At 72.6% G+C, this 24,286-nt stretch carries 19 protein-coding genes and 1 pseudogene; 9 read left to right on the top strand and 11 right to left on the bottom strand.

Annotated elements, in window-relative coordinates; genetic code table 11:
• Positions 1–26: 26 nt before the first annotated feature.
• Complete coding sequence (locus AB0R04_RS18700) at positions 27–1,904, top strand: ATP-binding SpoIIE family protein phosphatase (protein WP_363372462.1); 1,878 nt, start codon at positions 27–29, stop codon at positions 1,902–1,904.
• 69 nt (positions 1,905–1,973) lie between these two features.
• Here AB0R04_RS18700 and AB0R04_RS18695 read toward each other — a convergent pair.
• A pseudogene (locus tag AB0R04_RS18695) lies at positions 1,974–4,160 on the bottom strand (MMPL family transporter).
• Between the two features lie 155 nt (positions 4,161–4,315).
• Between AB0R04_RS18695 and AB0R04_RS18690 the strand changes: the two are divergent.
• Positions 4,316–4,939, top strand: a complete 624-nt coding sequence (locus AB0R04_RS18690) for a TetR family transcriptional regulator (RefSeq protein ID WP_363372459.1) — start codon at positions 4,316–4,318, stop codon at positions 4,937–4,939.
• Positions 4,940–4,960: 21 nt separating this feature from the next.
• Here the strand turns inward: AB0R04_RS18690 and AB0R04_RS18685 are convergent, their stop codons facing one another.
• Entirely contained in the window at positions 4,961–5,911 is a 951-nt protein-coding gene (locus tag AB0R04_RS18685) for a LysR substrate-binding domain-containing protein (protein ID WP_063347990.1), read from the bottom strand.
• A gap of 192 nt (positions 5,912–6,103) precedes the next feature.
• On the opposite strand from AB0R04_RS18685, the gene AB0R04_RS18680 reads away from it, so the two are divergent.
• Both AB0R04_RS18680 and AB0R04_RS18675 read left to right on the top strand, forming a co-directional pair.
• A complete protein-coding gene (locus tag AB0R04_RS18680) occupies positions 6,104–6,655 on the top strand; it encodes a peroxiredoxin (protein WP_063347991.1) in 552 nt (183 codons plus the stop codon).
• A 3-nt stretch (positions 6,656–6,658) separates the two neighbouring features.
• On the top strand, positions 6,659–7,201 hold the full coding sequence (locus tag AB0R04_RS18675; RefSeq protein ID WP_063347992.1) for an alkyl hydroperoxide reductase: 543 nt from the start codon (positions 6,659–6,661) through the stop codon (positions 7,199–7,201).
• Between the two features lie 75 nt (positions 7,202–7,276).
• Here the strand turns inward: AB0R04_RS18675 and AB0R04_RS18670 are convergent, their stop codons facing one another.
• The 4 genes from AB0R04_RS18670 to AB0R04_RS18655 all read right to left on the bottom strand — a co-directional run bounded on the left by AB0R04_RS18670 (position 7,277) and on the right by AB0R04_RS18655 (position 12,667).
• The gene (locus AB0R04_RS18670; RefSeq protein ID WP_363372455.1) at positions 7,277–8,668 is read right to left on the bottom strand and encodes an AI-2E family transporter; all 1,392 of its coding nucleotides are present in this window, start codon (positions 8,666–8,668) and stop codon (positions 7,277–7,279) included.
• Between the two features lie 471 nt (positions 8,669–9,139).
• Positions 9,140–9,898, bottom strand: coding sequence for a transglycosylase SLT domain-containing protein (locus AB0R04_RS18665; protein WP_208869075.1), 759 nt, complete (start codon positions 9,896–9,898; stop codon positions 9,140–9,142).
• 433 nt (positions 9,899–10,331) lie between these two features.
• On the bottom strand, positions 10,332–11,666 hold the full coding sequence (locus AB0R04_RS18660) for a PhoH family protein (RefSeq protein WP_363372453.1): 1,335 nt from the start codon (positions 11,664–11,666) through the stop codon (positions 10,332–10,334).
• A 206-nt stretch (positions 11,667–11,872) separates the two neighbouring features.
• Complete coding sequence (locus AB0R04_RS18655) at positions 11,873–12,667, bottom strand: isoprenyl transferase (RefSeq protein WP_208869076.1); 795 nt, start codon at positions 12,665–12,667, stop codon at positions 11,873–11,875.
• Between the two features lie 443 nt (positions 12,668–13,110).
• Here AB0R04_RS18655 and AB0R04_RS18650 point away from each other — a divergent pair, with 443 nt between their 5' ends.
• Entirely contained in the window at positions 13,111–14,724 is a 1,614-nt protein-coding gene (locus tag AB0R04_RS18650; RefSeq protein ID WP_363372450.1) for a glycosyl hydrolase family 18 protein, read from the top strand.
• A gap of 140 nt (positions 14,725–14,864) precedes the next feature.
• On the opposite strand, the gene AB0R04_RS18645 is transcribed toward AB0R04_RS18650, so the two are convergent.
• Positions 14,865–15,575 (bottom strand): prepilin peptidase, encoded by a 711-nt coding sequence (locus tag AB0R04_RS18645; protein WP_363372624.1) that lies wholly within the window; start codon positions 15,573–15,575, stop codon positions 14,865–14,867.
• Positions 15,576–15,674: 99 nt separating this feature from the next.
• Between AB0R04_RS18645 and AB0R04_RS18640 the strand changes: the two genes are divergently transcribed.
• Positions 15,675–16,400: a hypothetical protein gene (locus AB0R04_RS18640; RefSeq protein ID WP_363372449.1), complete on the top strand. Its 726-nt coding sequence runs from the start codon at positions 15,675–15,677 to the stop codon at positions 16,398–16,400.
• 100 nt (positions 16,401–16,500) lie between these two features.
• The gene (locus tag AB0R04_RS18635) at positions 16,501–17,715 is read left to right on the top strand and encodes a pyridoxal phosphate-dependent aminotransferase (RefSeq protein ID WP_363372446.1); all 1,215 of its coding nucleotides are present in this window, start codon (positions 16,501–16,503) and stop codon (positions 17,713–17,715) included.
• Between the two features lie 202 nt (positions 17,716–17,917).
• Here AB0R04_RS18635 and AB0R04_RS18630 read toward each other — a convergent pair whose 3' ends face one another.
• Entirely contained in the window at positions 17,918–19,744 is a 1,827-nt protein-coding gene (locus AB0R04_RS18630; RefSeq protein WP_363372444.1) for a phosphoenolpyruvate carboxykinase (GTP), read from the bottom strand.
• A gap of 285 nt (positions 19,745–20,029) precedes the next feature.
• Between AB0R04_RS18630 and AB0R04_RS18625 the strand changes: the two genes are divergently transcribed.
• Positions 20,030–20,725 carry a hemolysin III family protein gene (locus tag AB0R04_RS18625; protein WP_063351175.1) on the top strand — a complete coding sequence of 232 codons (696 nt, stop codon included), beginning with the start codon at positions 20,030–20,032 and terminating at the stop codon, positions 20,723–20,725.
• Here the strand turns inward: AB0R04_RS18625 and AB0R04_RS18620 are convergent.
• The 3 genes from AB0R04_RS18620 to AB0R04_RS18610 all read right to left on the bottom strand — a co-directional run bounded on the left by AB0R04_RS18620 (position 20,696) and on the right by AB0R04_RS18610 (position 23,081).
• Positions 20,696–21,178: a hypothetical protein gene (locus AB0R04_RS18620; RefSeq protein ID WP_159398445.1), complete on the bottom strand. Its 483-nt coding sequence runs from the start codon at positions 21,176–21,178 to the stop codon at positions 20,696–20,698. The two genes, AB0R04_RS18625 and AB0R04_RS18620, sit on opposite strands and share 30 nt — an antisense overlap.
• A gap of 371 nt (positions 21,179–21,549) precedes the next feature.
• Positions 21,550–22,398, bottom strand: coding sequence for a hypothetical protein (locus tag AB0R04_RS18615; RefSeq protein ID WP_363372441.1), 849 nt, complete (start codon positions 22,396–22,398; stop codon positions 21,550–21,552).
• Positions 22,399–22,406: 8 nt separating this feature from the next.
• On the bottom strand, positions 22,407–23,081 hold the full coding sequence (locus tag AB0R04_RS18610; protein WP_363372438.1) for a papain-like cysteine protease family protein: 675 nt from the start codon (positions 23,079–23,081) through the stop codon (positions 22,407–22,409).
• 265 nt (positions 23,082–23,346) lie between these two features.
• On the opposite strand from AB0R04_RS18610, the gene AB0R04_RS18605 reads away from it, so the two are divergent.
• Positions 23,347–24,279: a hypothetical protein gene (locus AB0R04_RS18605; protein ID WP_079136260.1), complete on the top strand. Its 933-nt coding sequence runs from the start codon at positions 23,347–23,349 to the stop codon at positions 24,277–24,279.
• Positions 24,280–24,286: the final 7 nt, after the last annotated feature.

Raw genomic sequence — 24,286 nt, 5'->3', positions numbered from 1 at the left:
CCACACCGAATCCAGGACAGGCAGCCGTGCGCGACCAGCTCAAGACCGAGGGCGGACAGCCGCCTGCCGTCCCGGGCCAGCGCGGCCTGCCCCTGGCACCGGCTTCAGCACCGGCACCGGCACCGGCACACCAACCGACCGCGCGCCCGGAGCGCGAGGACGTGGCGGGCCGGCTCGGCTACCTCGACCTGGCCACCCGGCGGATCAACAGCGCGCTCGACCTGTCCGCGACGCTGCGCAACATCGGCCGGGTGCTCGTCCCCACGCTGGCCGACGCCGCCGTGGTCCACTTGCGCGATCCACTGCCCAACGTCGAGCGCGAGCCCGGCTTCCCGGACGAGCTGCGGATCCACCACAGCACCGGCACCCGGATCGGACGGCGCGGCCGGCCCAGCGGAGCAGACGACCGGCACCGCTCCCGGTACGGCTCCCGCTCCACCGCCGACACCGGCCCCGCCACCCCGGTGACCCGCGGCGGGGCGCTCGCGCACGCCCTGCTGAGCCGCCGCCCCGCCGAGTCCGCGGTGCTCGGCGCGCCCGGCGCCGAACGCACCGAGGCACTGCTGCGCGAGCTGTACGGCACCCGCGGGCTGGCCCGGCTGGCCGCGGGCACGTCGGTGCTGGCCCTGCCGCTGCGCGGCCGCAAGGCCGTGCTCGGCCTGCTGGTGCTGATCCGCCGCCCTCCTGAACGCACCGGCCGGCCCGCCTTCGACGCCGCCGACACCGCGACCGCCGCGCACCTCGCCACCCAGGCGGGGCTGGCGGTGGACACCGCCCTGCGGTACGCCCGCGAGTGGGAGATAGCCAACGAACTCCAGCGCAGCATGCTGCCGTTGCGCCTGCCGCAGCCGCACGGCGTCCGCCTCGCCCAGCGCTACCTGCCGGGCGAGCGCGGCGCGCAGGTCGGCGGCGACTGGTACGACGCCGTGCCGCTGCCCGGCAACCGGGTCGCCCTGATCGTCGGCGACGTGATGGGCCACTCGCTCACCTCGGCCGCCATCATGGGCCAACTGCGCACCAGCGCCCAGACCCTGGCCGCCCTCGACCTGCCCCCGCACGAGGTGCTCTACCACCTGGACGAGCAGGCCCAACGGCTCGGCCGCGAACAGCACCTGGCGACCTGCGTGTACGCGGTGTACGACCCGATCGCCAACCGGGTGGTGCTGGCCAACGCCGGGCACGTCCCGCCCGTCCTGGTCCGGCCGGACGGCACCGCCGAGTTGGTGGAGCTGGACTCCGGGGCCCCGATCGGGGTCGGCGGGGTGGACTTCAACTCGGTCGAGCTGCCCGCCCCGCCCGGCTCGGCCCTGCTGCTGTTCACCGACGGCCTGGTGGAGACCCGCAGCCGCCCGATCAGCGACGGCCTGGAGGTGCTCCGCGCCCGGATCGCCGCCGCCCGCTGGCAGTCCCCCGAGCAGTTGTGCCAGGAGGCGCTGCGGATCCTGCCGCCCGGCGACCGCGGCGACGACATCGCCCTGCTGGGCGCGTGCTTCGACGGCATCCCGGCCGGGGACGTCGCGCACTGGTACCTCCAGCCGCGCAACGAGACGCCCGGCCGGGCCCGCCGGCTGGCCGCCCACACGCTGCGCCGCTGGGGGCTCGGCGAGCTCAGCGAGGCGACCGAGCTGATGATCAGCGAGCTGGTGACCAACGCCGTCCAGCACGCGACCCGCCCGGTCACCCTGAGCCTGGTGCGCACCACCCGGCTGCGCTGCGAGGTCGGCGACGACAGCCCGCTGCTGCCGCGGCCGCGCCGTACCGGGCCGGAGGACGAACGCGGTCGCGGCCTGCAGATAGTGGCCCGGTGCGCGGACCGCTGGGGCGCCACCCGGCTGGGCACCGGCAAGGTGGTCTGGTTCGAGCAGCGGCTGCCCCAGCCGCCTGTCGAGCCGCGGCTGCCGTAACCGGCCGCAGCCACCCGTCGAGCCACGGCTGCCGCGGCTCGACGGGTGGCTGCGGGCGCCCGGGAGCGATCAGACCCCGGCGGGCTCCTTCGCCTGCTGCTCCGCCGGCTCCAGCCGCGCGATCAGCTGCTCGCCCTCCATGTCGACCCGCGGTACGACCTTCTCCAGCCGCTTCGGGAACCACCAGGCGGCCTTGCCGAACAGCGCCATCGCGGCCGGCACCAGCGCCATCCGCACCACGAAGGCGTCCACCAGCACGCCCACCGCGAGGGCGAAGCCGATCGGCTGCACGATCGGGTCGTGGCCGAAGACGAACGAGCCGAACACCGACACCATGATCAGCGCCGCCGCCGTGACCACCCGGGCGCCGCCGCGCACCCCGGCCACCACGGCGTCCCGCGGCGCCTTCCCGTGGACGTACTGCTCCTTCATCCCGGAGACCAGGAACAGCTCGTAGTCCATCGCCAGCCCGAACAGCACGCCGATCAGCAGGATCGGCACGAAGCTCACCACCGGCCCGACCTTCGGCACGTCGATCAGGCCGTCCAGCCAGCCCCACTGGTAGACCGCGACCACCGCGCCGAGCGAGGCGGTGATGCTGAGCAGGAAGCCGGCCACCGCCTTGAGCGGGACGAGCACCGAGCGGAACGCCAGCGCCAGCAGCACCACCGCGATGCCGACGATCACCGCGAGGAACGGCGGCAGTGCCTGGCCGAGCTTGGTGGAGACGTCGATGTTGGCGGCGGTGGTGCCGGTGACGGCGATGTCCGCGCCGGTCGAGGTCTTGAGCGGCGCGCGCTGGTCGCGGATCTCGTTGACCAGTGTCCTGGTGCCGGCGTCGTCCGGTCCGGTCTGCGGGATGACGGTCAACAGGGCGGTGCGCCCGGCCTGGTCGACGGCCGGGGGCAGCAGTGTCCGCACGCCCGGCAGGGTCTGCAGCCTGGCCGCCACCCCCTGCACCACCTACTCCGGCTGCGACGCGCCCCCGGCGTCCACGACGACCACCAGCGGCGCGTTGAAGCCCGGCCCGAAACTCTCGCCGACCAGGTCGTAGGCCTTGCGCGCATCGGTGCCGGCGGCCTGCGAACCGCCGCCCGGCAGGCCGAGCTGGAGGCTGGCGGCGGGCACCGCGAGCAGACCCAGTCCGGCCAGTCCGACGAGCAGCACGGCCAGCGGGCGGCGGACCACGAAGCGGCCCCAGCGCTCGCCCAGGGTGGTACGGCCGCCGGTGCGCAGCGCCCGCTTCCAGACCGGCAGCCGGTCGATGGCGCGGCCGGCGAAGCCGAGCAGCGCGGGCAGCAGCGTGATCGCGACCAGGACGGCCACCACGACGGCGCCGGAGGCGGCCAGGCCCATCACGGTCAGGAAGGGGACGCCGGCGACGGCGAGCCCGGCGAGCGCCACGACCACGGTGAGGCCGGCGAAGACGACGGCGCTGCCGGCGGTGGCGGTGGCGCGGGCGGCGGCCTCGTCCGGCTCCAGGCCCTCGTCCAGGTGGCGGCGGTGCCGGGAGAGGATGAACAGGGCGTAGTCGATGCCGACGGCGAGACCGACCATCAGGGCCAGCACCGGCGCGGTGGTGATGATCTCGAACGAGCCGGACAGTGCCATGATCGCGGCCATCGCCACGCCGACCCCGACCAGGGCGGTCAGCAGCGGCAGCCCGGCGGCGACCAACGAGCCGAGGGTGATCACCAGGACCACCCCGGCGATGGCCAGACCGATCGCCTCGCCGCCGTCGACCTGCGCCATCCGGTTGTACGCGTCACCGCCGAAGGCGACGTCCAACCCGGCCGCGCGGGCCGGTTCGGCGGCGGCCTTGACGGCCTCGCGCTGCTGGTCGGTGACGTCGGCGAGCTTGTGGTCGAAGGAGACCAGGGCGATCGCGACCCGGCCGTCCGGTGAGACGGCGTGGGTGGCGTACGGGTCGGGCACCGCGGCCACGCCGGGGACGGCGGCGATCCGGGCGACCGTCTCGCTGACCGCCCTGCCCGCCTCGGGCGTGGTGGCGCCGCCGGGCGCGGGGGCCGCGAAGACGACCTGGGCGGAGCCGTGGCCCTGCTCCGGGAAGGTGTCCTTGATCCGGTCCAGGGTGGTCTGCGCCTCGGTGCCCGGCACTTTGAACTCGTCGCTGGTCTTGCCGGCGAAGGCACCCGCGGCCCCGCCGATCGCGATCAGCACGGCGATCCAGACCGCCAGCACCGCCCGCCGTCTCCGGAAGCAGTAGCGGCCCAGTCGGTAGAGGTACGTGGCCATGGGTGACCCCTCGGTCAGATCGTCGGGCAGGCAGGTGCCTGAACAGGTCGCGGCCCACCGTACGCGCAACCTTGTCAGGCGACAAAGTTAGTCGACAGGATCGAGCGACGGAATCGCTCGACGCAGTTGTCCGACCATGGCGATACCCTGGCTGGATGGCTCATGTCCCCGCCTCCGAACGCCGACCGCAACTGGTCCAGGCCGCCCTCGACCTGATGACCCGGGAGGGGGTCGCCGCCGGCAGCACCCGGGCGATCGCGGCCGAGCTGGGCGTGGCGCAGGCGACGGTGCACTACACCTTCGGCACCAAGAAGGACCTCTACCGGGCCGTCGTCGAGCAGCTGACCGCCGAGTTCATCGGCCACGTCCGCGCCGCCTACCCGGGCGACGGCTCCTTCGGCGAGCAGGTCGCCACACTGGTCCACGCGCTCTGGGAGAGTTCGACCGGCACGGACGGGCGCTGCCTGCTGCTGAGCGAGTTCGCGGCGCTGGCGATGCGCGACCCGGACCTCCAGGAGATCATGCGGGCGCTCCAGCACGGGATCGAGCGCACCGCCGCGGAGATGCTCACCACCCTCGCCGAGGCGCACGGCCTCGAACTGGCCGCGCCCGCCGAGGAGATCGCCGTCCACTTCCTCACCGGCTTCGACGGCCTCACCGACCGCTACCTGGCCCTGCGCGCGCCCGGCGAGCAGCCCGACCACGGCACCCTGCGGGCCCTGGACCTGCTGGTGGCCACCACGGTCGGACTCTGCCTCGGCGCCCCGGCGAAGCCGTAGGCACCGAGGCACGCGCACGCCCTAGGAGGCGATCCGGACCGGGAGTTCGGCCAGCACCTCGCGCAGCGCGGCCGCGAAGCGCTCGTACTCGGCGCTGCGGGCCGAGCCCGGGCGGGTGGCCAGCCCGATCCGGCGGCCGGGGGTCGGGGCGGCGAAGCGGACGGCGGCCAGCCGGTCGGTGCGGCCGGCCTCGACGTCCAGCGCGGTGGCGGGCAGCAGCGTCACCCCGAGGCCGCCGGCGACCAGCTGGACCAGGGTGGACAGGCCGGCCGCGCGGGTGGTGGAGCCCCCGGGATCGGCGCCGACCTCACGGCAGATGTCGAGGGCCTGGTCGCGCAGGCAGTGGCCCTCCTCCAGCAGCAGCACGTCCAGGTCGAGCAGCACGTCGCGCGGGACGTCGATCCGCCCGGCGAGCGGGTGGTCGGGCGGGGTGACCAGGACGAAGTCCTCGTCGAACAGCGGGATGTCGCGGGTCGGCGAGGTGCCGCCGGCCGGGAGCGCGAGCAGCAGGACGTCCAACCGCCCGGCGGCCAGCCCCTCCAGCAGCGCGGGGGTGCGCTCCTCGTGGACGTGCAGTTCCAGCTCCGGGAAGCGGTCGCGGACCAGCCGCAGCACGGTGGGCAGCAGGTAGGGCGCGACGGTCGGGATGACGCCGAGGTGCAGCGGCCCGGTGAACGGGCGGCGGGCGGCCTCGACCTCCTCGGTGAGGGCTTGCAGCGAGGCGAGCACCCGGCGTGCGTGCTCGCGCACGCGCTCACCCAGGGGGGTGATAATCACCCTGCGCGTCGTACGCTCGACCAGCTGCGCGCCCAGCGACTCCTCCAGTGCCGCGACCGCCCCGGACAGGGCCGGCTGGCTGGTCCCGGTGGCGGCGGCGGCCTCCCGGAAGTGCCGGTGCTCGGCGACCGCGAGGAAGGCCTTGAGCTGGGCGACGGTCGGCGCCCGGGGGCTGCGGACTGTGGCGCTCGCCACAGCGGCCTCGGGTTTGGCGGCGGCACCCCTGCGGGGGCGGGGCCGCGACGTGGGCGGTTCGGTACTGATAGCCATCTCCGATCAGACACATCAAGTGTAGCTATTTCCCTGATCAGTCCACGATGTGGAACCGTAGGACGTGTCCGGAATCCGGACAAAACTCCCCTCAGTCTCACTTCAGGAGAAGCGAACGTGCTCACGATCGGTGACAAGTTCCCCGAGTTCGAACTCAACGCCTGCGTCGACCTGGACGCCGCGAACGCCTTCGCCGAGATCAACCACAAGTCCTACGAGGGCAAGTGGAAGATCGTCTTCTTCTGGCCGATGGACTTCACCTTCGTCTGCCCGACCGAGATCGCCGCGTTCGGCAAGCTGAACGACGAGTTCGCGGACCGCGACGCCCAGATCCTCGGCGTCTCCGGCGACTCCGAGTTCGTGCACCACGCCTGGCGCAAGGACCACAAGGACCTGCGCGACCTGCCCTTCCCGATGCTGGCCGACGTCAAGCACGACCTGATGCGCGCCTGCGGCGTCGAGGGCGCCGACGGCACCGCCCAGCGCGCGGTGTTCATCGTCGACCCGAACAACGAGATCCAGTTCGTCATGGTGACCGCCGGCTCCGTCGGCCGTAACCCCAAGGAGGTCCTGCGGGTGCTGGACGCCCTGCAGACCGACGAGCTGTGCCCGTGCAACTGGACCAAGGGCGAGGACACCCTCGACGCCCAGGCCCTGCTGGCGGGCTGACCCATGGCCCTCGACGACCTGAAGGCCGCCCTCCCGGACTACGCCAAGGACCTCAAGCTCAACCTGGGCTCGGTCATCGGCAACTCCGACCTCCCCGCCCAGCAGCTCTGGGGCACCGTGCTGTCCTGCGCGATGGCCACCCGCAGCGCCGCCGTGCTGCGTGAGCTGGAGCCCGAGGCCAAGGCCAACCTCTCCCCGGAGGCGTACACCGCCGCCAAGGGCGCGGCCGCGATCATGGGGATGAACAACGTCTACTACCGGACGCTGCACCTGCTCTCCGACAAGGAGTACAGCACGATGCGGGCCGGTCTGCGGATGAACATCATCGGCACCCCGGGCGTCGAGAAGGTCGACTTCGAGCTCTGGTGCTTCGCCGTCTCGGCCATCAACGGCTGCGGCCAGTGCCTCGACTCGCACGAGGCCGTGCTGCGCAAGGCCGGTGTCGAGCGCGAGGTCGTCCAGGCCTCGATGAAGATCGCCGCCGTCCTCCAGGCCGTGGCGGGCGTCCTCGACTCCGAGGCCGCCCTCGCCGCCGCCGGCGCCTGACGGACCCCGCACCAACGCCGACGGGCCCTCCCGGACACCACGTCCGGGAGGGCCCGTCGGCGTTGCGCTTCGGCCTCAGCCGTCCGCGGCCGGGGCGGCGGAGGTACGGCCCGCGGCCTCGCGGGCGGCCTCCATGGCGGTGAAGACGGCCTGGCCGGCCTCGTTGCGGCGGCGCAGGTGGGTGATCACGGTGTTGGTGACGGCGATCAGCGGGACGGCCACCACCGCACCGCCGATGCCGCCGATGATGCCGCCGGCCGCGACGCCGAGGACGACGCCCAGCGGGTGCACCCGGACGGCCCGGCCGAGGATCAGCGGCTGCAGGATGTGGCTCTCTATCTGCATCACCGCGACCAGCACGATCAGCACCATCAGCGCCGTCCACGGCCCCTCGGTGACCAGGGCGATCAGCATCGCGACCGTGCCGGTGACGAGTGCGCCGACCAGCGGGACGAAGGCGCCCAGGAAGATGATCACGGCCAGCGGCATCGCCATCGGCACGCCCAGCAGGTCGATGCCGATGCCGATGCAGACCGCGTCGATGAAGGCCACGCAGACGGTGCCGCGCACGTACGCGGTGAGCGTCGCCCAGGCCTTCGGGCCGGCGCCGGCCATGGCGAAGCGGGAGTGCCGGGGCAGTCCGCGCAGCGCCCAGTTCCAGATCCGCGCGCCGTCGTAGAGGAAGAAGAAGGTGGTGAAGAAGGCCAGCGCCACGGCGGTCAGCACCTCGACGGCGATCTGCGCGCCGGTCAGGCTGGCCGAGGTGATCTGGTCGGTGTTGGTGGTGATCGCCTTGCCGATCTGGTCGGCGTAGTCGTTGATCTGCTGCTGGGTCAGGTGCAGCGGCCCGGTGCTCAGCCAGTCCCGCAGCTGGTCGACGCCGTCCTTCACCTTGCTGGTGACCGTCGACAGGTTGGTGGACACCTGCCAGACCACGAACCAGCCGACCAGCCCGATTCCGGCCAGGCCACTCAGGAACACCCCGCCCGCCGCCAGCGAGCGCGGCACCCCGTGCCGGCGCAGCCAGGAGACCGTCGGCTCCAGCAGCGCGGAGATCAGCAGCGAGGCCAGCACCGCGAAGGCGACCAGCCGCAGCATGTCGACGATGTAGAAGACGACGTAGAGCGCGCCGCCGAGCAGCAGCAGCCGCCAGGTCGACTCGGCGGCCACCCGCAGCCCCCAGGGCACGGCCTCGGCCGGGGTGGCGGGCCGGCCGGGGTGGTACTCCCGCGCCAGGCCTGGCGGTGCCACCGGCGAGGGGGCCGCCGGGGCGGCGGCCGGCACCGCGGCGGGTTCGACCCGCGGGGCCGGCACCGGATCGGGCGCCTCGGCCAGTGCGGGGACGGCGAGCTCGTGCGGGTCGGCCGCCATCGCGGCGCGCCGGCGCCGTTCGATCACGGCGGCCGCGCTCGCCACCACGGCCATGCCCTTGGCCACGGCCTTGAAGGCCTTTCCGCCCCGCGCCATCCTCGCTACCACCGCTCCCCTGCTGAGCCGCCGTGCCCGGCGGTACGCCGTGGGTCCCGCCACGGCCGTCAGGGATGACGCTACCCGGCGGGGGCCCGGCCAGTCCGGCCCCCGCCGGGTTCGGCTCGAACAACCTCACCATCAAACCGGGGCAAAACGCCAGGTTTCAGATGGTTTCGGACCGAGATCGCTGGGGAGGAGTCGGGACGAGGCCCCCAGGGGAGAGCGAGGCCTCGGGCCACGGACCAACTGCCGGCGGACCGGCCGGTGCGGGAAGCAACCAGGACCCCTTCCCGCGCCCCGCGTCCGCACCGGGCCCGCACCGCCCGCAGGCGCACTGGTCAGCGCAGCCCGGGCGGCGCGGCCCGACCCGGCTCCCGGTGGGCGGGAACGCGAAGGCCCCCGGTCGCTCGTCGGGCGAGACGAGCGGCCGGGGGCCGTCGGGAGTCCACCGCCGGGCGATGGCTGCTCCTAGTACCAGTTGTGGGACTGCCAGAACGACCAGGCGCCACAGGGGCTGCCGTAGCGGCTGTTCATGTAGCCCAGGCCCCACTTGATCTGGGTGGCCGGGTTGGTGCGCCAGTCGGCACCGGCCGAGGCCATCTTGGTGCCGGGCAGCGCCTGGACCAGGCCGTACGCGCCGGAGCTCCGGTTGGTCGCGGTGTAGTCCCAGCCGCTCTCGCGCTTCACGATCTGGCTGAAGCACTGGAACTGGGTGTCGTCACCGACGACCTGCCGGGCGATGTCCTGGACGGATCCGGGGCTGGTCGAGACCGGCGGGGCGCTGTTGTCGGTGGCGGCCATCGCCGAACGCGCCTTGGAACGGTTGGCAGCGGCCTCGTCGGCCTTGCGCTTGTCCTCGGCGGCCTTGGCAGCCTTGTCCGCGTCGGCCTTGGCCTGGGCATCGGCCTTCGCCTGGGCGTCCGCGGCGGCCTTCTGGCGCGCGGCCTCCTCGGCGGCCTTCTGCTCGGCGGCGGCCTTGGCCGCGGCGTCGGCGGAGGCCTGCTGGGCGGATGCCTGCTGGCCGATGTTGTCACTGATGGTCTGCGCCTGGGCGCCAGAGGGGACTTCGGCAAGCAGGGTCGCGCCCGCGACGTCGACCGTCTGCGTCGTCTTGCCCTCGCTGCCCGAGGCCACACCCACGACGGCACCGACAGCGGTGACGGCGGTGGCGGAGGCCACAGCGACTCCCCGGACCGAGATCCGAGTCACATGGATTCCTTCCAGCATCGCCCACGCGTGACCGTGCGGGCGCAACATGCCCCTTGGCACTGACCTCCGCAGGTGCTCTGGTCACGGGAGGTGCTGGCCCGGCGTCCGGCCGAGGTGAGGCGACCGGGCGTTGGAATCGGGCGGCGTACGGCTCATCGGTCTTCAATTGTGCGTCCACCGACCGGAGTTGGTGGACCATCCGGGGCCGGACTCGTGGAGTCCGGGAGCCCTGCCACGCCGTACGCGGGGCCTGACAGAACCCTCACCATGCCGCACCGGACGCTGTCGACGCAATTCCCGTTCGCGTGGCGCACGTCACATTCACCGCACGGGAGTTCCCCGGCCGGAAAGCACTCGATGTGATGAAAGGGATGAGGGCCCGCCCCGTCAGGAGCGGGCCCCACATCAAGAGTTGACCGTATTGTCCGACTATGTCCTGGTCAGGGACGGATCACGGGTGGATGTCCTCCAGCATCTCCGTGACCAGCGCCGCGATCGGCGAACGCTCCGAGCGGGTGAGCGTGATGTGCGCGAAGAGCGGATGCCCCTTCAGCTTCTCCACCACCGCCACCACGCCGTCGTACCGGCCCACCCGGAGGTTGTCGCGCTGCGCCACGTCGTGGGTGAGCACCACCCGCGAACCCTGGCCGATCCGGGACAGCACCGTCAGCAGGACGTTCCGCTCCAGCGACTGGGCCTCGTCCACGATCACGAAGGCGTCGTGCAGCGAGCGGCCCCGGATGTGGGTCAGCGGCAGCACCTCCAGCATCCCGCGGGAGATCACCTCCTCGATCACGTCCGGGGTGGTGACGGCGGAGAGGGTGTCGAAGACCGCCTGCGCCCAGGGGCTCATCTTCTCCGTCTCGGAGCCCGGCAGGTAGCCGAGCTCCTGCCCGCCGACCGCGTACAGCGGCCGGAAGACCATCACCTTGCGGTGCTGCCCCCGCTCCAGCACCGCCTCCAGCCCCGCGCACAGCGCCAGCGCGGACTTGCCGGTGCCCGCCCGGCCGCCCATCGAGACGATGCCGACGTCCGGATCGAGCAGCAGGTCCAGCGCCACCCGCTGCTCGGCGCTGCGCCCGCGCAGTCCGAACGCCTCGCGCTCGCCGCGCACCAGCCGGACCCGGCCGTCGCCGGTCACCCGGCCGAGCGCCCGGCCGCGCTCCGAGGTGAGCACCAGCCCGGTGTGCACCGGCAGCTCGTCCGCCCCCTCGACGTCCACCGCGGCGTCGTGGCCGGCCGCGAACAGCGCGTCCACCTGCTCCGCCGGGACGTGCAGCTCGGACATCCCCGTCCAGCCGGAGGTGATGGCGAGCTCGGCCCGGTACTCCTCGGCGAGCAGGCCCACCGAGCTGGCCTTGATCCGCAGCGGCAGGTCCTTGGAGACGACCGTGACGTCGTACCCCTCGGCCTGGAGGTTGCGGGCGACCGCGAGGATCCGCGAGTCCGCCTCGCCGCCGCCGACCCGGTAGCCGGCCGGCAGTATCGACAGGTCGGAGTGGTTGAGCTCGACCCTGATGGTGCCGCCGAGCTCGCCGACCGGGATCGGCTCGTCGAGCCGGCCGTGGCGGATGCGGTAGTCGTCGAGCAGTCGCAGCGCCTGGCGGGCGAAGTAGCCCAGCTCCGGGTGGTGCCGCTTGGCCTCCAGCTCGGTGACGACCACCACCGGCAGGACGACCTCGTGCTCCTCGAAGCGGGACATGGCGAGCGGGTCCGCCAGGAGCACGCTGGTGTCGAGAACGTACGTGCGCCGGTCTGGCGTCCGGCGGCTCTTGGAACTGACCACTAGGCCTCCAGAGCGGATGACCCTGCGTCATCCGCGGCAAGCCGGCCCCCGCTGCCCCGGTGGCCTCGGGACCGGACTGCCTGGAGTATTCCCAGGCGAGGGGCGGTGCATTCGCGCCCCCGGCGAACTGACGGATCATTGCCGGTGAACGTTTGGCCTCACCAGGGCTCCGGGTAGGCCAGCCCTACGGCGGTCACTTCACCCGTTCAGAGGCCCAGTCGCCGGTTGCGCTGCTCGAACGCCCGCAGCGCCCGCAGGAAGTCGACCTTGCGGAAGGCCGGCCAGTACGCCTCACAGAAGTAGAACTCGCTGTGCGCGCTCTGCCAGAGCAGGAAACCGGACAGGCGCTGCTCGCCCGAGGTGCGGATGATCAGGTCCGGGTCGGGCTGGTTGCGGGTGTAGAGGTGCTCGGCGATGTGCTCGACGTCGAGGATCTCGGCCAGTTCCTCGATCGAGGTGCCGCGCCCGGCGTGCTCCTGGAGCAGCGAGCGGACGGCGTCGGCGATCTCGTGCCGGCCCCCGTAGCCGACCGCGACGTTGACCGTGATGCCGTCGATGTCGGCGGTCTCCTCGGCGGCCCGCTTGAGCACGTCGGCGGTGTGCTGCGGGAGCAGGTCCAGCGCGCCGACCGGGTGGACCTTCCAGCGGCGGGCGGCGGCCAGCCCGGTGACGGCGTCCTCGATGATGCCCAGCAGCGGGACGAGCTCGTCGGCGGGGCGGTCGAGGTTGTCGGTGGAGAGCATCCAGAGGGTGACGACCTTGACGTGGGTCTCGTCGCACCAGCCGAGGAACTCGCTGATCTTGTCGGCGCCGCGCTGGTGGCCGTACACGGTGGTGCCCCCGGCGGCCTTCGCCCAGCGGCGGTTGCCGTCCAGGATCACGCCGATGTGGTGCGGGGTGCGGGCGAGGTGGACCTCGACCCGGCGGCCGTAGAGCCCGTACATCCCGCCCAGCAGGGTACGCAGACCCGGCGTCCGTTCGGCGACATCGCGCAGACCCATGATTCCCGGCCCCTCCGTGCTCGTTCAGCTGGTGCGTCAACGCCCCGGCGCAGCCTACTCCGGCGGGCAGGCACACGGTAAAGCCGCAGGTAGCGGTCTGGTCACGGTCCTGTACGGAGTCCGTCCCGACGGGCGTGTCACGGGCCTTGCCCGGCGGCTCCGACGGCGGACACGGAACGGTCTCCGAATCCTTAAAGAATCCGTAAGCCGACTGTCCAATGCTTGACGACCGGCAATGGTCTAGTCCAGCTTTTGATCCAAGGCGGAACGAACCCCACGGTCCCGCCCCACCCCCACGCACCACCGTGCACCACCATGCACCGCCGCGGTCGCCCACCCCCACGTACGACGACCCCACGCACCACGACGGACCTCCCCTCCCCCACACGCGGCCGCCGCGCCCCCCACCGCGGCGGCCGCTCCCTCCCCAGGAGCGTCACCCCATGGCCCGTACGCTGAACCAGCCCGCGCACAAGCGCCGGCGCAGCCCCCTCCCGGCCGTCGCGGCCGGCGCCACCGCCCTCGCCCTGGCCGGCGGCGGCCTGGCCCTCTTCGCCGGCGGCGCCAGCGCGGCCGTCGGCAACCTGGTCACCAACGGCGGCTTCGACAGCGGGCTGGGCGGCTGGAACTGCGCCGGCGCGGCGACCGCCGTCTCCTCCCCGGTCCACTCCGGCACCGGCGCACTGCAGGCCACGCCGGGCGCCGGCGACACCGCCGAGTGCACCCAGACCATCAGCGTGCTGCCCAACACCAGCTACACGCTGAGCGCCTGGGTCCAGGGCCCGTACGTCTACCTCGGCGCGCGCGGCACCGGCGGCACCGACCCGTCCAGCTGGTCGAACCAGAACAGCTGGAACCAGCTGTCCTCCACCTTCACCACCGGCGCGAACGCCACCAGCGTCACCGTCTACCTGCACGGCTGGTACGGCCAGAGCGCCTACCTCGCCGACGACGTGAGCCTGATCGGCCCCGGCGGCCCGTCCACCCCGAGCCCGACCGCCACCGCCACCCCGTCGCCGACCGCCACGCCCACCGCGACCTCCTCCCCCACCGCGACCGGCACGCCGACGGCCACCGCCACCCCGACCGCGACGCCCACCCAGACCGCCACGCCGACCCCCACGGCCACCGCGACCTCCACCACCCCGCCCGCCACCGGCCTGCCCGCGCACGCGGTCACCGGCTACTGGCAGAACTTCGACAACGGCTCGACCCCGCAGCGCCTCGGCGACGTGCAGAGCGCCTACGACATCATCGCGGTGTCCTTCGCCGACTCCGTGCCCACCCAGACCGGCGCGATCAGCTTCACCCTCGACCCCGGCCTGTCCAAGGCCCTCGGCGGCTACAGCGACGCGCAGTTCCGCGCCGACATCAAGGCCAAGCAGGCGGCCGGCAAGAAGGTCGTCCTCTCCATCGGCGGCCAGAACGGCGCGATCACCGTCGGCGACGCCACCGCCGGCAACAACTTCGCCAACAGCGCCTACGCGATCATCAAGGACTACGGCTTCGACGGCATCGACGTCGACCTGGAGAACGGCGTCCAGGCCGGCCCGCTCGGCAACGCGCTGCACACCCTCCAGGCCAAGGTCGGCCCCGGCTTCATCCTGACCATGGCGCCCGAGACGATCGGGATGTACAGCACCGCCGGCGCCTACTTCCAGCTGGCGCTGAACACCAAGGACATCCTCACCGTCGTCAACACCCAGTTCTACAACTCGGGCGGCATGAACGGCTGCGACGGCAAGGTCTACAACCAGGGCACCATCGACTTCATCACCTCGCAGGTCTGCACCCACATCCAGGGCGGCCTGCGGCCCGACCAGGTCGGCATCGGCGTCCCCGCCTCCGCCAAGGCGGCCGGCGGCGGCTACGTCTCGCCGACCGTGGTGAACAACGCGCTGGACTGCCTGGCCACCGGCAACAACTGCGGCAGCTTCGTCCCGCCGGCCAAGTGGCCGACCATCCGCGGCGCGATGACCTGGTCCACCAACTGGGACGCCAACAACGGCAACGCGTTCTCCAACGCGGTCGGCCCGTTCGTCCACAAGATGCCGTAACCCCCCACCGCCAATCCCCCACCGGCGCGCCGCTCCTTGAGGGTGGGGCCTGCGCGCCGGCGGCGGGGCCCGCCGTACCCGACCCGGTACGGCGGGCCCTCCCGCGTCCGGGCCGGTCCGGGCGCCACCGGGCCCGGGCGCTACCGGGCCAGCACCGCCAGCAGCGCGCCGAGCAGCAGGAACGGTCCGACCGGGAGGTCGAGCCCGCGCACCGGGCGCCGGCGGGCCAGCGCGACGGCGGCCCGCAGGATCGCCCAGAGCCCGGCGAGCACCACCGCGGCGAACAGCCCGCCGACCGCCACCGGCCAGCCGTACCAGCCGAGCAGCCCGCCCAGCGCGAACCCCAGCGGGGAGTCACCCGGGCCCAACGCGCCGATCCAGACCGCCAGTTCGAGCAGCGCCCCGACCGCGAGGGCCACCAGCAGGCAGCGCAGCAGCGCCCCCGGGCGCCCCTCCACCAGCGCCGCCACCGACAGCAGGGCGGCCACCCCGCCGGCCAGCGGCAGGGTCAGCCGGTACGGCAGCCGGCGCACCCTGGCGTCGACGAAGCCGAGTACCACGCCGAGCCCGGCCGCCCAGCCCAGCGCCGCGGCCGACGGCCCGTCCGCCGCGTACGCCAGCCCGGCGGCGACCACGGCCGCCACCAGCTCCACCGACCAGGCCCCCGCGCCCAACCGCTCCCGGCAGCCCGGACAGCGCCCGGTGGGCGGCAGCAGCCGCACCTCGCGCCCGCACAACGGGCAGGCACCGCACCAGGGTTCGCCCTCCGGCACGGCGAACCGGGCGACCAGCCCGCGCAGCAGCGGAGCCACCAGAAATCCGGCCAGCACCGCACCGACTGCGGCTACCATCACCGGCGCACCCCCTTTTCGATCAACGCCCGCACGTCCGTGCGGCACCCGGGGACCGGGCGGGGCGCACCGACCACATCATCCAACGGGGGAACGACCATGACGAAGACCCAGTCCATCCGGAGAATCGCGGCCGGCCTGCCGGCGGCGGCGCTCGTCCTGGCGCTGTCGGCCTGCGGGCCGGACAACGCCGACCCGGCGGCCGCCCCGAGCGCCCCGGCCGCGCCGCCCACCGGCGCCGCCAGCGCATCCGGCGCCGCCACGGCTCCCGGCGCCCCGACCGGCGCCGCGGCCCCCACCACCCCGGGCGCCCCGGCGGCCCCGACCGCCCCGGCCGGACCGCAGCCGTCCGTCACCGCCGGCGGCAACAACGTCACCCAGGTCAGCTACGACCGCCCGCTGCCGCTCGGCAGCGCCGGCCGCTACGTCGGCAAGAGCTCGGTGGTGGACGCCGCCGCGGTCTCGATCGTCAAGGGCACCGCCGCGGAGATCGCCCCGTTCAACCTCCCGTCGACGACCACCAGCGGCAAGACGCCGTACTACGTCACCGTCTCCTTCACCAACCGCACCGGCGCCCCGCTGGCCGAGGACGCCTACATGATGCGGGTCTGGGTGAAGCCCAAGGACCACTCGGCGGGCGCGCTGCCGGCCGCGACCCTGCAGAAGGCGATCCCGCAGTGCGACACCCGGTCGCTGGTCACGCTCGCGGACGGGCAGTCCGTCAAGCTGTGTGCCGTCTATCTCGTCCCGAACGAGGCCCCGCCCAGCTTCCTCACGTACGGGAACATCCTGGACACCGCGCCCCTGGTTTGGAAGGTCGGCTGACACCCCCGCCTGCCGATCCAAGGAGGCCGCTCCGGGCGGTCCGGTGCGCGTCCCGGGACGCGCACCGGAGTGCCCGGAGGTGCCCCTAAAGTAGGCAGGCATGCAGGTCATCCAGTCCAGCAAGCTCGCCAATGTCTGCTACGACATCCGCGGCCCGGTACTCGACGAGGCGATGCGGCTGGAGGAACAGGGCCACCGCATCCTCAAGCTCAACACCGGCAACCCCGCCGTCTTCGGCTTCGAGGCACCGCCGGAGATCCTCCAGGACATCCTGCGCAACCTCTCGACCGCGCACGGGTACGGCGACTCCAAGGGCCTGCTCGCCGCCCGCCGCGCGGTGGTCATGCACTACGAGGACCGCGGCCTGCACGGGCTGAGCGTCGAGGACGTCTTCCTCGGCAACGGCGTCTCCGAGCTGATCCAGCTGGCCATGACCGCGCTGCTGGACGACGGCGACGAGGTGCTCGTCCCGGCGCCCGACTACCCGCTGTGGACCGCCTCGGTCTCGCTGGCCGGCGGCACCGCGGTGCACTACCGCTGCGACGAGCAGGCCGAGTGGTACCCGGACCTCGCCGACATCGAGGCCAAGGTCACCGACCGGACCCGGGCCATCGTGGTGATCAACCCGAACAACCCGACCGGCGCGGTCTACCCGCGCGAGGTGCTGGAGGGCATCGTCGAGATCGCCCGCCGGCACCGGCTGGTGGTCTACGCGGACGAGATCTACGACAAGATCCTCTACGACGACGCCGAGCACATCCCGCTGGCCACCCTGGCGCCCGACCTCTTCTGCGTCACCTTCAACGGCCTGTCCAAGGCGTACCGGGTCGCGGGCTTCCGCTCCGGCTGGATGGTGCTCTCCGGCGACCGGCAGCGGGCCCACAGCTACATCGAGGGCCTGGCCGTGCTGGCCTCGATGCGGCTGTGCGCCAACATGCCCGCCCAGCACGCGGTGGCCGCCGCGCTCGGCGGCCGGCAGTCGATCCGCGACCTGGTGCTGCCCGGCGGGCGGCTGCTCGCCTCGCGCGACGCGGCGTACCGGCTGCTCAACGAGATCCCGGGGGTCAGCTGCGTCAAGCCCAAGGGCGCGCTGTACGCGTTCCCGCGGCTGGACCCGAAGGTCTACAAGATCAAGGACGACGCCCAGATGGTGCTGGACCTGCTGCGCTCCCAGCGCATCCTGCTGGTCCAGGGCACCGGCTTCAACTGGCCCGAGCCGGACCACTTCCGGCTGGTCACGCTGCCCCGGGCGGAGGAGATCACCGACGCGGTGACCCGGATCGGCGACTTCCTGAGCGGCTACACCCAGCCGTAACGCCGGAACAGCTGCACGCAGCCGCAACCGCAGCCGCGACCCCCGCGCCCGGCGCGCGGGGAAAGCACTACGGCCGGAGTCCCGGCCCGGGCGGTCTCCTTGGTCGGGGAAAGACCGTCCGGGGGAACTCCGGCCGTCCTGTCACTCGGCGGGCGCGCGGTTCGTGCCGCGCGACCGCCTCTCGCTCTGCTGAGGCTCAGGCTCAGCCGAGACGCGCGACGAGGCTCCGGTACTCGTCCCACAGCTCCTTCGGGGTGTGGTCGCCGAACAGCTCCAGGTGGGCCGGCACCAGCGCGGCCTCCTGGCGCCAGATGTCGGCGTCCACGGTGAAGAGCAGGTCGAGGTCCTCCTTGGACAGCTTCAGGTCGCCGAGGTCGAAGCCGTCGACGGTCGGCAGCACGCCGATCGGGGTCTCGACGCCCTCGCCGGTGCCCTCCAGGCGCTCGACGATCCACTTGAGGACGCGGCTGTTCTCGCCGTAGCCCGGCCAGACGAACGCGCCCTCGGCGTTCTTGCGGAACCAGTTGACGTAGTAGATCTTCGGCAGCTTCTCGGCGTCCGCCTGGGCGCCGACCTTCAGCCAGTGGGCGAAGTAGTCGCCCATGTTGTAGCCGCAGAACGGCAGCATCGCGAACGGGTCGCGGCGCAGCTCGCCGACGGTGCCCTCGGCGGCGGCGGTCTTCTCGGACGCGATGTTGGCGCCGAGGAAGACGCCGTGCTGCCAGGTGAAGGACTCGGTCACCAGCGGGACGGCGGTGGCGCGGCGGCCGCCGAACAGGATCGCCGAGATCGGCACGCCCGACTGGTCCTCCCACTCGGGCGCGATGGTCGGGCACTGCGCGGCCGGGACGGCGAAGCGGGCGTTCGGGTGGGCGGCCGGGGTGCCGGACTCGGGGGTCCAGTCGTTGCCGCGCCAGTCGGTGAGGTGCGCCGGGGGCTCCTCGGTCAGGCCCTCCCACCACACGTCGCCGTCGTCGGTCAGCGCGACGTTGGTGAAGACCGTGTTGCCCCACAGGGTGTCGATGGCGTTGGCGTTGGTGTCCACGCCGGTGCCGGGGGCGACGCCGAAGAAACCGGCCTCGGGGTTGATCGCGTAGAGCTGGCCGTCGGCGCCGAAGCGCATCCAGGCGATGTCGTCGCCGATCGTCTCGACCTTCCAGCCCGGGACGGTCGGCTGGAGCATGGCCAGGTTGGTCTTGCCGCAGGCCGACGGGAAGGCGGCGGCGACGTACTTGACCTCGCCGGACGGCGGGGTGAGCTTCAGGATCAGCATGTGCTCGGCCAGCCAGCCCTCGTCACGGGCCATGGTCGAGGCGATGCGCAGCGCGTAGCACTTCTTGCCGAGCAGGGCGTTGCCGCCGTAGCCGGAGCCGAAGGACCAGATCTCCCGGGTCTCCGGGAAGTGCGAGATGTACTTGGTGCTGTTGCACGGCCACGGCACGTCCGCCTGGCCCTCGGCCAGCGGGGCGCCGACGGTGTGCACGGCCTTGACGAAGTCGCCGTCCTCGCCGAGCTGGTCCAGCACCGCCTTGCCCATGCGGGTCATCACGCGCATCGACACGGCGACGTAGGCGGAGTCGGTGATCTCGACGCCGTACGCGGCCAGCGGGGAACCGACCGGGCCCATCGAGAAGGGCACGACGTACATCGTGCGGCCCTTCATCGCGCCGCGGAACAGTCCCTTCTCGCCCTGGAAGACCTCCCGCATCTCGGCCGGGGCCTTCCAGTTGTTGGTCGGACCGGCGTCCTTCTCCTGCTCGGAGCAGATGTAGGTGCGGTCCTCCACGCGCGCCACGTCCGTCGGGTCCGAAGCGGCGTAGTAGGAGTTGGGGCGCTTTTCCTCGTTGAGCTTCTTGAAGGTGCCCTGAGCCACCAGCAGGTCCGCGAGGCGCTGGTACTCCTCGTCGGAGCCGTCGCACCACTCGATGCGGTCCGGCTGGGTGAGCTCGGCGATCTCGTTCACCCACGCGAGCAGGCGCTGGTGGCGGGTGGGCGCGGAGGCGCTGAGAGCAGAGATCTCGTACGACACGATCGCTCCGTTTCACACCATCTCGGCGAGGAGGTGGCGTAGCGGGGGTCTGAGGGTGCTTGCAGCGTAGCTCCGGCTTCGACGCCAAACTGAGGCACAGCGTCGAAATTGACTCATCTTTTACTACAGTAAGTACGATTACCGGCCAGTAATAGGTCGTCCACATCCCGGCCCGGACGCCCTCGCAGGCACCTCGAACACTCCAAAACGTCCAAGAGTGATGATCGCCACTTTCCTACGCGTCAGTAACCTACGGCCCCGTAGGTAGCGGGTAGCATGCTGCGCATGACTGCTGAGCTCGTCGAGAGCACGGAGAACGAGGGCGCGGAGAACGAGGCCTCGGGACGCAAGCCGAAGTGGCGCGGCTGGCTGCACGCCGGGATGTTCCCCGCCACCGTCGCCGCCGGGATCGTGCTGATCTGCCTGGCCGACTCCACCCCCGCCAAGATCGCCTGCGCGATCTACTCGATCAGCGCCTGGCTGCTGTTCGGGGTCAGCGCGGTCTACCACCGCTTCGACTGGGGCCCGCGCGGGGACGCCGTGCTGCGGCGGCTGGACCACGCGAACATCTTCCTGATCATCGCGGGCACCTACACGCCGTTCACGATCCTGCTGCTCAAGGGCGCCGACCAGCAGGTGCTGCTCTGGGTGGCCTGGGGCGGCGCGCTGGCCGGAATAGCGTTCCGGGTGTTCTGGGTCGGCGCGCCGCGCTGGCTGTACACGCCGGTGTACATCGCGCTCGGCTGGGCCGCCGCCTTCTTCCTGCCGGACTTCCTGCACGCCGGCGGCGTCGCCGTCCTGGTGCTGATGATCGTCGGCGGAGTGCTCTACAGCATCGGCGGCGTGGTGTACGGGCTCAAGCGGCCCAATCCGTCACCTCGCTGGTTCGGCTTCCACGAGGTGTTCCACGCCTTCACCCTGGGCGCGTTCATCGTGCAGTACGTCGGGGTCTCACTGGTGGCGTACAGCGCGGCCGGCTGAACCCGGCGCGCCACGGCGGGCGGCCGCGCGGTCCACAGACCGGGCGACCGCCCGTTCCGCTGTCCAGGGGCGCTCGTACGGCGCCCGGCCCTGCGGCCGGCGCGAGTACGGCGGGTGGTCCGCCGCGCCGGCCTCCGGCCACGGCTCCACCGCCGGCCCGGCGGTGCGGCCACGCGCCTGCCGGGCGTCCAGCGCCTCGCGGGCCCGGCGGCAGCGCTCACAGTGCGCGGCGTCCGGGGTGACGGCCGACGGCCGGTGCCCCCGCGGGGCGGCCGGCCGGTGCAGCGCCCGCCAACGGCGACCCACGTAGACCATGAGCAGCAACACCTCGACCCCGGCGACGACCAGGACCAGCATCGCCCCGTTGATCAGATAGGCCGCGACCACGGCGAGCGCGGACGCCACCACCACCGCCGCACCCCACACCTGGGCGCTCGACTCCCTGCCGGCCATTCGACTCCCCTTTCCCGGCGCCGGGCTCGTGGTCGGCTCCGGCCGCCCCACCCCTTCTCCGCTCTCGGCACGCGTCAGTCAGCACTGACCGATTGCCACATGGTATCTACCGTCCGTCACCCGGAGCTGCCCCCGGGCGGCGAACGACAGATCAACGTTGCGTCAATTCCTTGTGCGGAAGCATTACTTCCAGGACACACCACGCAGCGCGCCCGCTCGGCTACAGGTTGACGCGCCGGGGCCGCACGCAGCACGGCGGGGCCCGGCTGTATCAGCCGGACCCCGCCGCATGTCTCGCATGGCGTACGTGTCGTACACGTCGCACACGTCGTGCACGTCGCACACGTCGTGCATGTCGTACCCGAGAGGCCCTACCCCCGTCGGACACCCGCCCTGCGCCGCACGGCCGCACCCGCGCCCACGAGCGCGGTGACGCCCAGGGCCGCGGCCGCCGTCACGGCCGGCAGCGCCGAACCGCCGCCCGCCGCCCGCTCCTGGTCGGCCGCCAGCTGGTAGCCGCCGCCCTTGCCCTCCCGGTCGTACGCCGAGCCGGGCAGCTTGTCCCCGTACCGCTCGTGCACCAGCTTCTGGTACGCGGCCAGCGACACCCCGCCCGCGCCCACCGAGCGCCGGGCCTCGTCGTCCAGCGGCAGCACCCGGCCGTCGCGCAGCACGTACCAGGCGTTCACCTGCGGCTCGCGGAACGCCGTACCGCCACCGCCGCCGGCCGCCTTCGCCGCGTAGTCGCTCTCGTCACCACCGGAGGCGATGTTGACCACCCGCCAGGAGTCACCCTGCCGGATCGTCCACACCGAGGCCGTCTGACCGTCCGCCGCGACCACCTTGCTCGCGGTGAACTCGGCCTTCGCCACCGGCGCACCCGGGGCGCCGGCCACGAAACCCGCGTCCAGGGTGTACACCGGCACGGTGTCGCCGGCCAGCCGCGGCGCGGCCGCGCTCGCCGCCTGCGCCTCCTGCGCCGCACCGATGGTCAGCTGCTGGGTCGGCGGGACGCCCTTGCGGGCGAAGAAGTGGCCCACCTTGTCGAGGACGGCCTGGTCCTGGACCACGCCACGGGCGTTCGCCAGGTCCGCGGCGGGCACCGGCACCGGGGCGCCGGCCGGCCCGTCCGCGTGCGCGGCCGGGGCCAGCGCCAGCCCGAGGCCGGCGGCGAGCAGGGCGGTGACGGCGGCCCGACGGGCCTTTCCGAGGTCAGTCATGGTCGCCCTCACGCGCCGATCCGGTACAGGGAGTGGGTCCACGAGAACGTGTTGTTGTTCACGTAGTAGTTGTAGTCCGCCCAGTTGTAGCGGTAGTTGGACGGCCACGGGTCGCCCCAGTACACCCAGTTGCTGCTGGTGTCGTAGCCGTAGACGACGTGCATGTGCCCGCCGCCGGAACTCCACTGGATCCGGGTCTCGATCGGCCGGTTCGCGTCCACCTCGGCCTGCACGGTGCTGTAGCGCAGGTAGCCGGTGACGTACGAACCCGGGTTGATGCCGGCCCAGTCCAGCCCGTTCTGCACATCGGCCAGCGAAGCCTGGCTGTTGGGGCAGCTGGAGTTGGCCGAACGGCCGAACGCGGCGTTGCAGAACTGGTTCTGGCTGTAGTTGTAGCCGAACCAGGTGGCGATGGTGTTCCCGCTCGCCGCCCAGCACCAGTTGGTCTGCTGTTGCTGCTGCATGGTGATGTTGAGCTTCTTGAACGTGCCGGCCAGATCGGCCGTGCTGCCGGGCGCGGCAACCTGGCGAACCTGCGCCGGGGCGCGGTCCTGGACGGGAGCGAGGTCCTGTGCGGGGGCGGCGAGCGCCGGAGCGGCCGCCACCGCGGTCAGCGCCGGGCCCAGCACGCCGAGGGCGAGCAGCGAGACCGCGCGGCGCAGCCGTATCCGTGGAACTGGCATGGGGGAAATGCCTCCTTGCACAAGCGGAGCGAGGTGCTGTGTGGGGGCGCGGTCCGGATCGCGCCATGAGCATCCCGCCACCCTCGGAGGCCGGTCAACGACCCTAAGGACCACCACAGTTCAGGTGTGAACGACCGGTCACAGGTGTGAACGCCACCCCGAAAACCCCCGCGTGGCACACCAGGACCGGTGACAAACCGCCGCCCTGATGTGAATATTCACGGTCAAACACGGTCTGCCCGAACCCGTCCCCCAGGAGGCCGTCATCCACCGCACCGACCAGGCCGACCTCACCGCCGCCCTCCGCACCGGCCCCTTCCACCTCGCCCTGCGCACCGCCATCGCCACCCGCGGCCTCACCCTCCACCGCATCCGACGCCACCTCGCCCTGCGCGGCGTCCACGTCGGCCTCACCAGCCTCAGCTACTGGCAACAAGGCCGCCGCCGCCCCGAACGCCCCGAATCCCTCCGCGCCGTCACCGCCCTCGAAGACGTCCTCGACCTCCCCGAACACTCCCTCACCCGCCTGCTCGGCCCCCGCCGCGCCGCCGACACCACCCCCGCCGGCCCGCCCGTACGCCCCTACCGCGACCTCATCTCCCCCGCCACCGCCGTCGACGACCTGCTCGCCACCATCGCCGGCCCCCGCGACACCGGCCTGCACACCATCACCCACATCGAACGCATCCGCCTCGGCCCCGACCGCCAACTCGCCCGCCGCGACTCCCAACACGCCCTCCGCGCCCACCGCGACGGCATCGACCGCTACCTCGCCCTCTACCAGGGCGACCCCGGCAGCGACATCACCCGCGTCGGCGTCCGCGCCGAAGAGAACTGCCGCCCCGGCCGCATCCGCCGCGACCAGACCCACCACCTGCTCGTCGCCGAACTCCTCCTCGACCGCCGCCTACGCGCCGGCGACACCCACCTCCTCGGCTACGGCTTCGACGACACCCCCTCCCCCGACCCCAGCTGCGAATACGTCCGCGGTTTCAACTCCGGCGCCGGCCAGTACGTCCTCCAGATCACCTTCCACCCCGCCGCCCTCCCCGTCCGCTGCCACCGCTTCGCCCTCCACTCCCCGGGCGAAGCCCCCTACGAAACGGAGGAACTGACCCTGGACGGCCACCACTGCGTCCACCTGGTCGCAACGGCACTGCGGCCGTGCCTGCTGGGAATCAGGTGGGACTGGGAGTGACGGGGGG

It is taken from the genome of Kitasatospora sp. NPDC056731 (assembly GCF_040687675.1).
GTDB lineage: Bacteria > Actinomycetota > Actinomycetes > Streptomycetales > Streptomycetaceae > Kitasatospora.
This window is presented reverse-complemented; position numbering and strand designations above follow the sequence as displayed.

What these genes read in the sequence shown, in the direction of transcription:
- AB0R04_RS18690 (WP_363372459.1), top strand. Translation starts at nt 4,316, where the DNA reads ATGGCTCATGTCCCCGCCTCCGAACGCCGACCGCAACTGGTCCAGGCC.
- AB0R04_RS18675 (WP_063347992.1), top strand. Translation starts at nt 6,659, where the DNA reads ATGGCCCTCGACGACCTGAAGGCCGCCCTCCCGGACTACGCCAAGGAC.
- AB0R04_RS18670 (WP_363372455.1), bottom strand. Translation starts at nt 8,668, where the DNA reads ATGGCGCGGGGCGGAAAGGCCTTCAAGGCCGTGGCCAAGGGCATGGCC.
- AB0R04_RS18665 (WP_208869075.1), bottom strand. Translation starts at nt 9,898, where the DNA reads ATGCTGGAAGGAATCCATGTGACTCGGATCTCGGTCCGGGGAGTCGCT.
- AB0R04_RS18655 (WP_208869076.1), bottom strand. Translation starts at nt 12,667, where the DNA reads ATGGGTCTGCGCGATGTCGCCGAACGGACGCCGGGTCTGCGTACCCTG.
- AB0R04_RS18650 (WP_363372450.1), top strand. Translation starts at nt 13,111, where the DNA reads ATGGCCCGTACGCTGAACCAGCCCGCGCACAAGCGCCGGCGCAGCCCC.
- AB0R04_RS18645 (WP_363372624.1), bottom strand. Translation starts at nt 15,575, where the DNA reads ATGGTAGCCGCAGTCGGTGCGGTGCTGGCCGGATTTCTGGTGGCTCCG.
- AB0R04_RS18640 (WP_363372449.1), top strand. Translation starts at nt 15,675, where the DNA reads ATGACGAAGACCCAGTCCATCCGGAGAATCGCGGCCGGCCTGCCGGCG.
- AB0R04_RS18635 (WP_363372446.1), top strand. Translation starts at nt 16,501, where the DNA reads ATGCAGGTCATCCAGTCCAGCAAGCTCGCCAATGTCTGCTACGACATC.
- AB0R04_RS18625 (WP_063351175.1), top strand. Translation starts at nt 20,030, where the DNA reads ATGACTGCTGAGCTCGTCGAGAGCACGGAGAACGAGGGCGCGGAGAAC.
- AB0R04_RS18620 (WP_159398445.1), bottom strand. Translation starts at nt 21,178, where the DNA reads ATGGCCGGCAGGGAGTCGAGCGCCCAGGTGTGGGGTGCGGCGGTGGTG.
- AB0R04_RS18615 (WP_363372441.1), bottom strand. Translation starts at nt 22,398, where the DNA reads ATGACTGACCTCGGAAAGGCCCGTCGGGCCGCCGTCACCGCCCTGCTC.
- AB0R04_RS18610 (WP_363372438.1), bottom strand. Translation starts at nt 23,081, where the DNA reads ATGCCAGTTCCACGGATACGGCTGCGCCGCGCGGTCTCGCTGCTCGCC.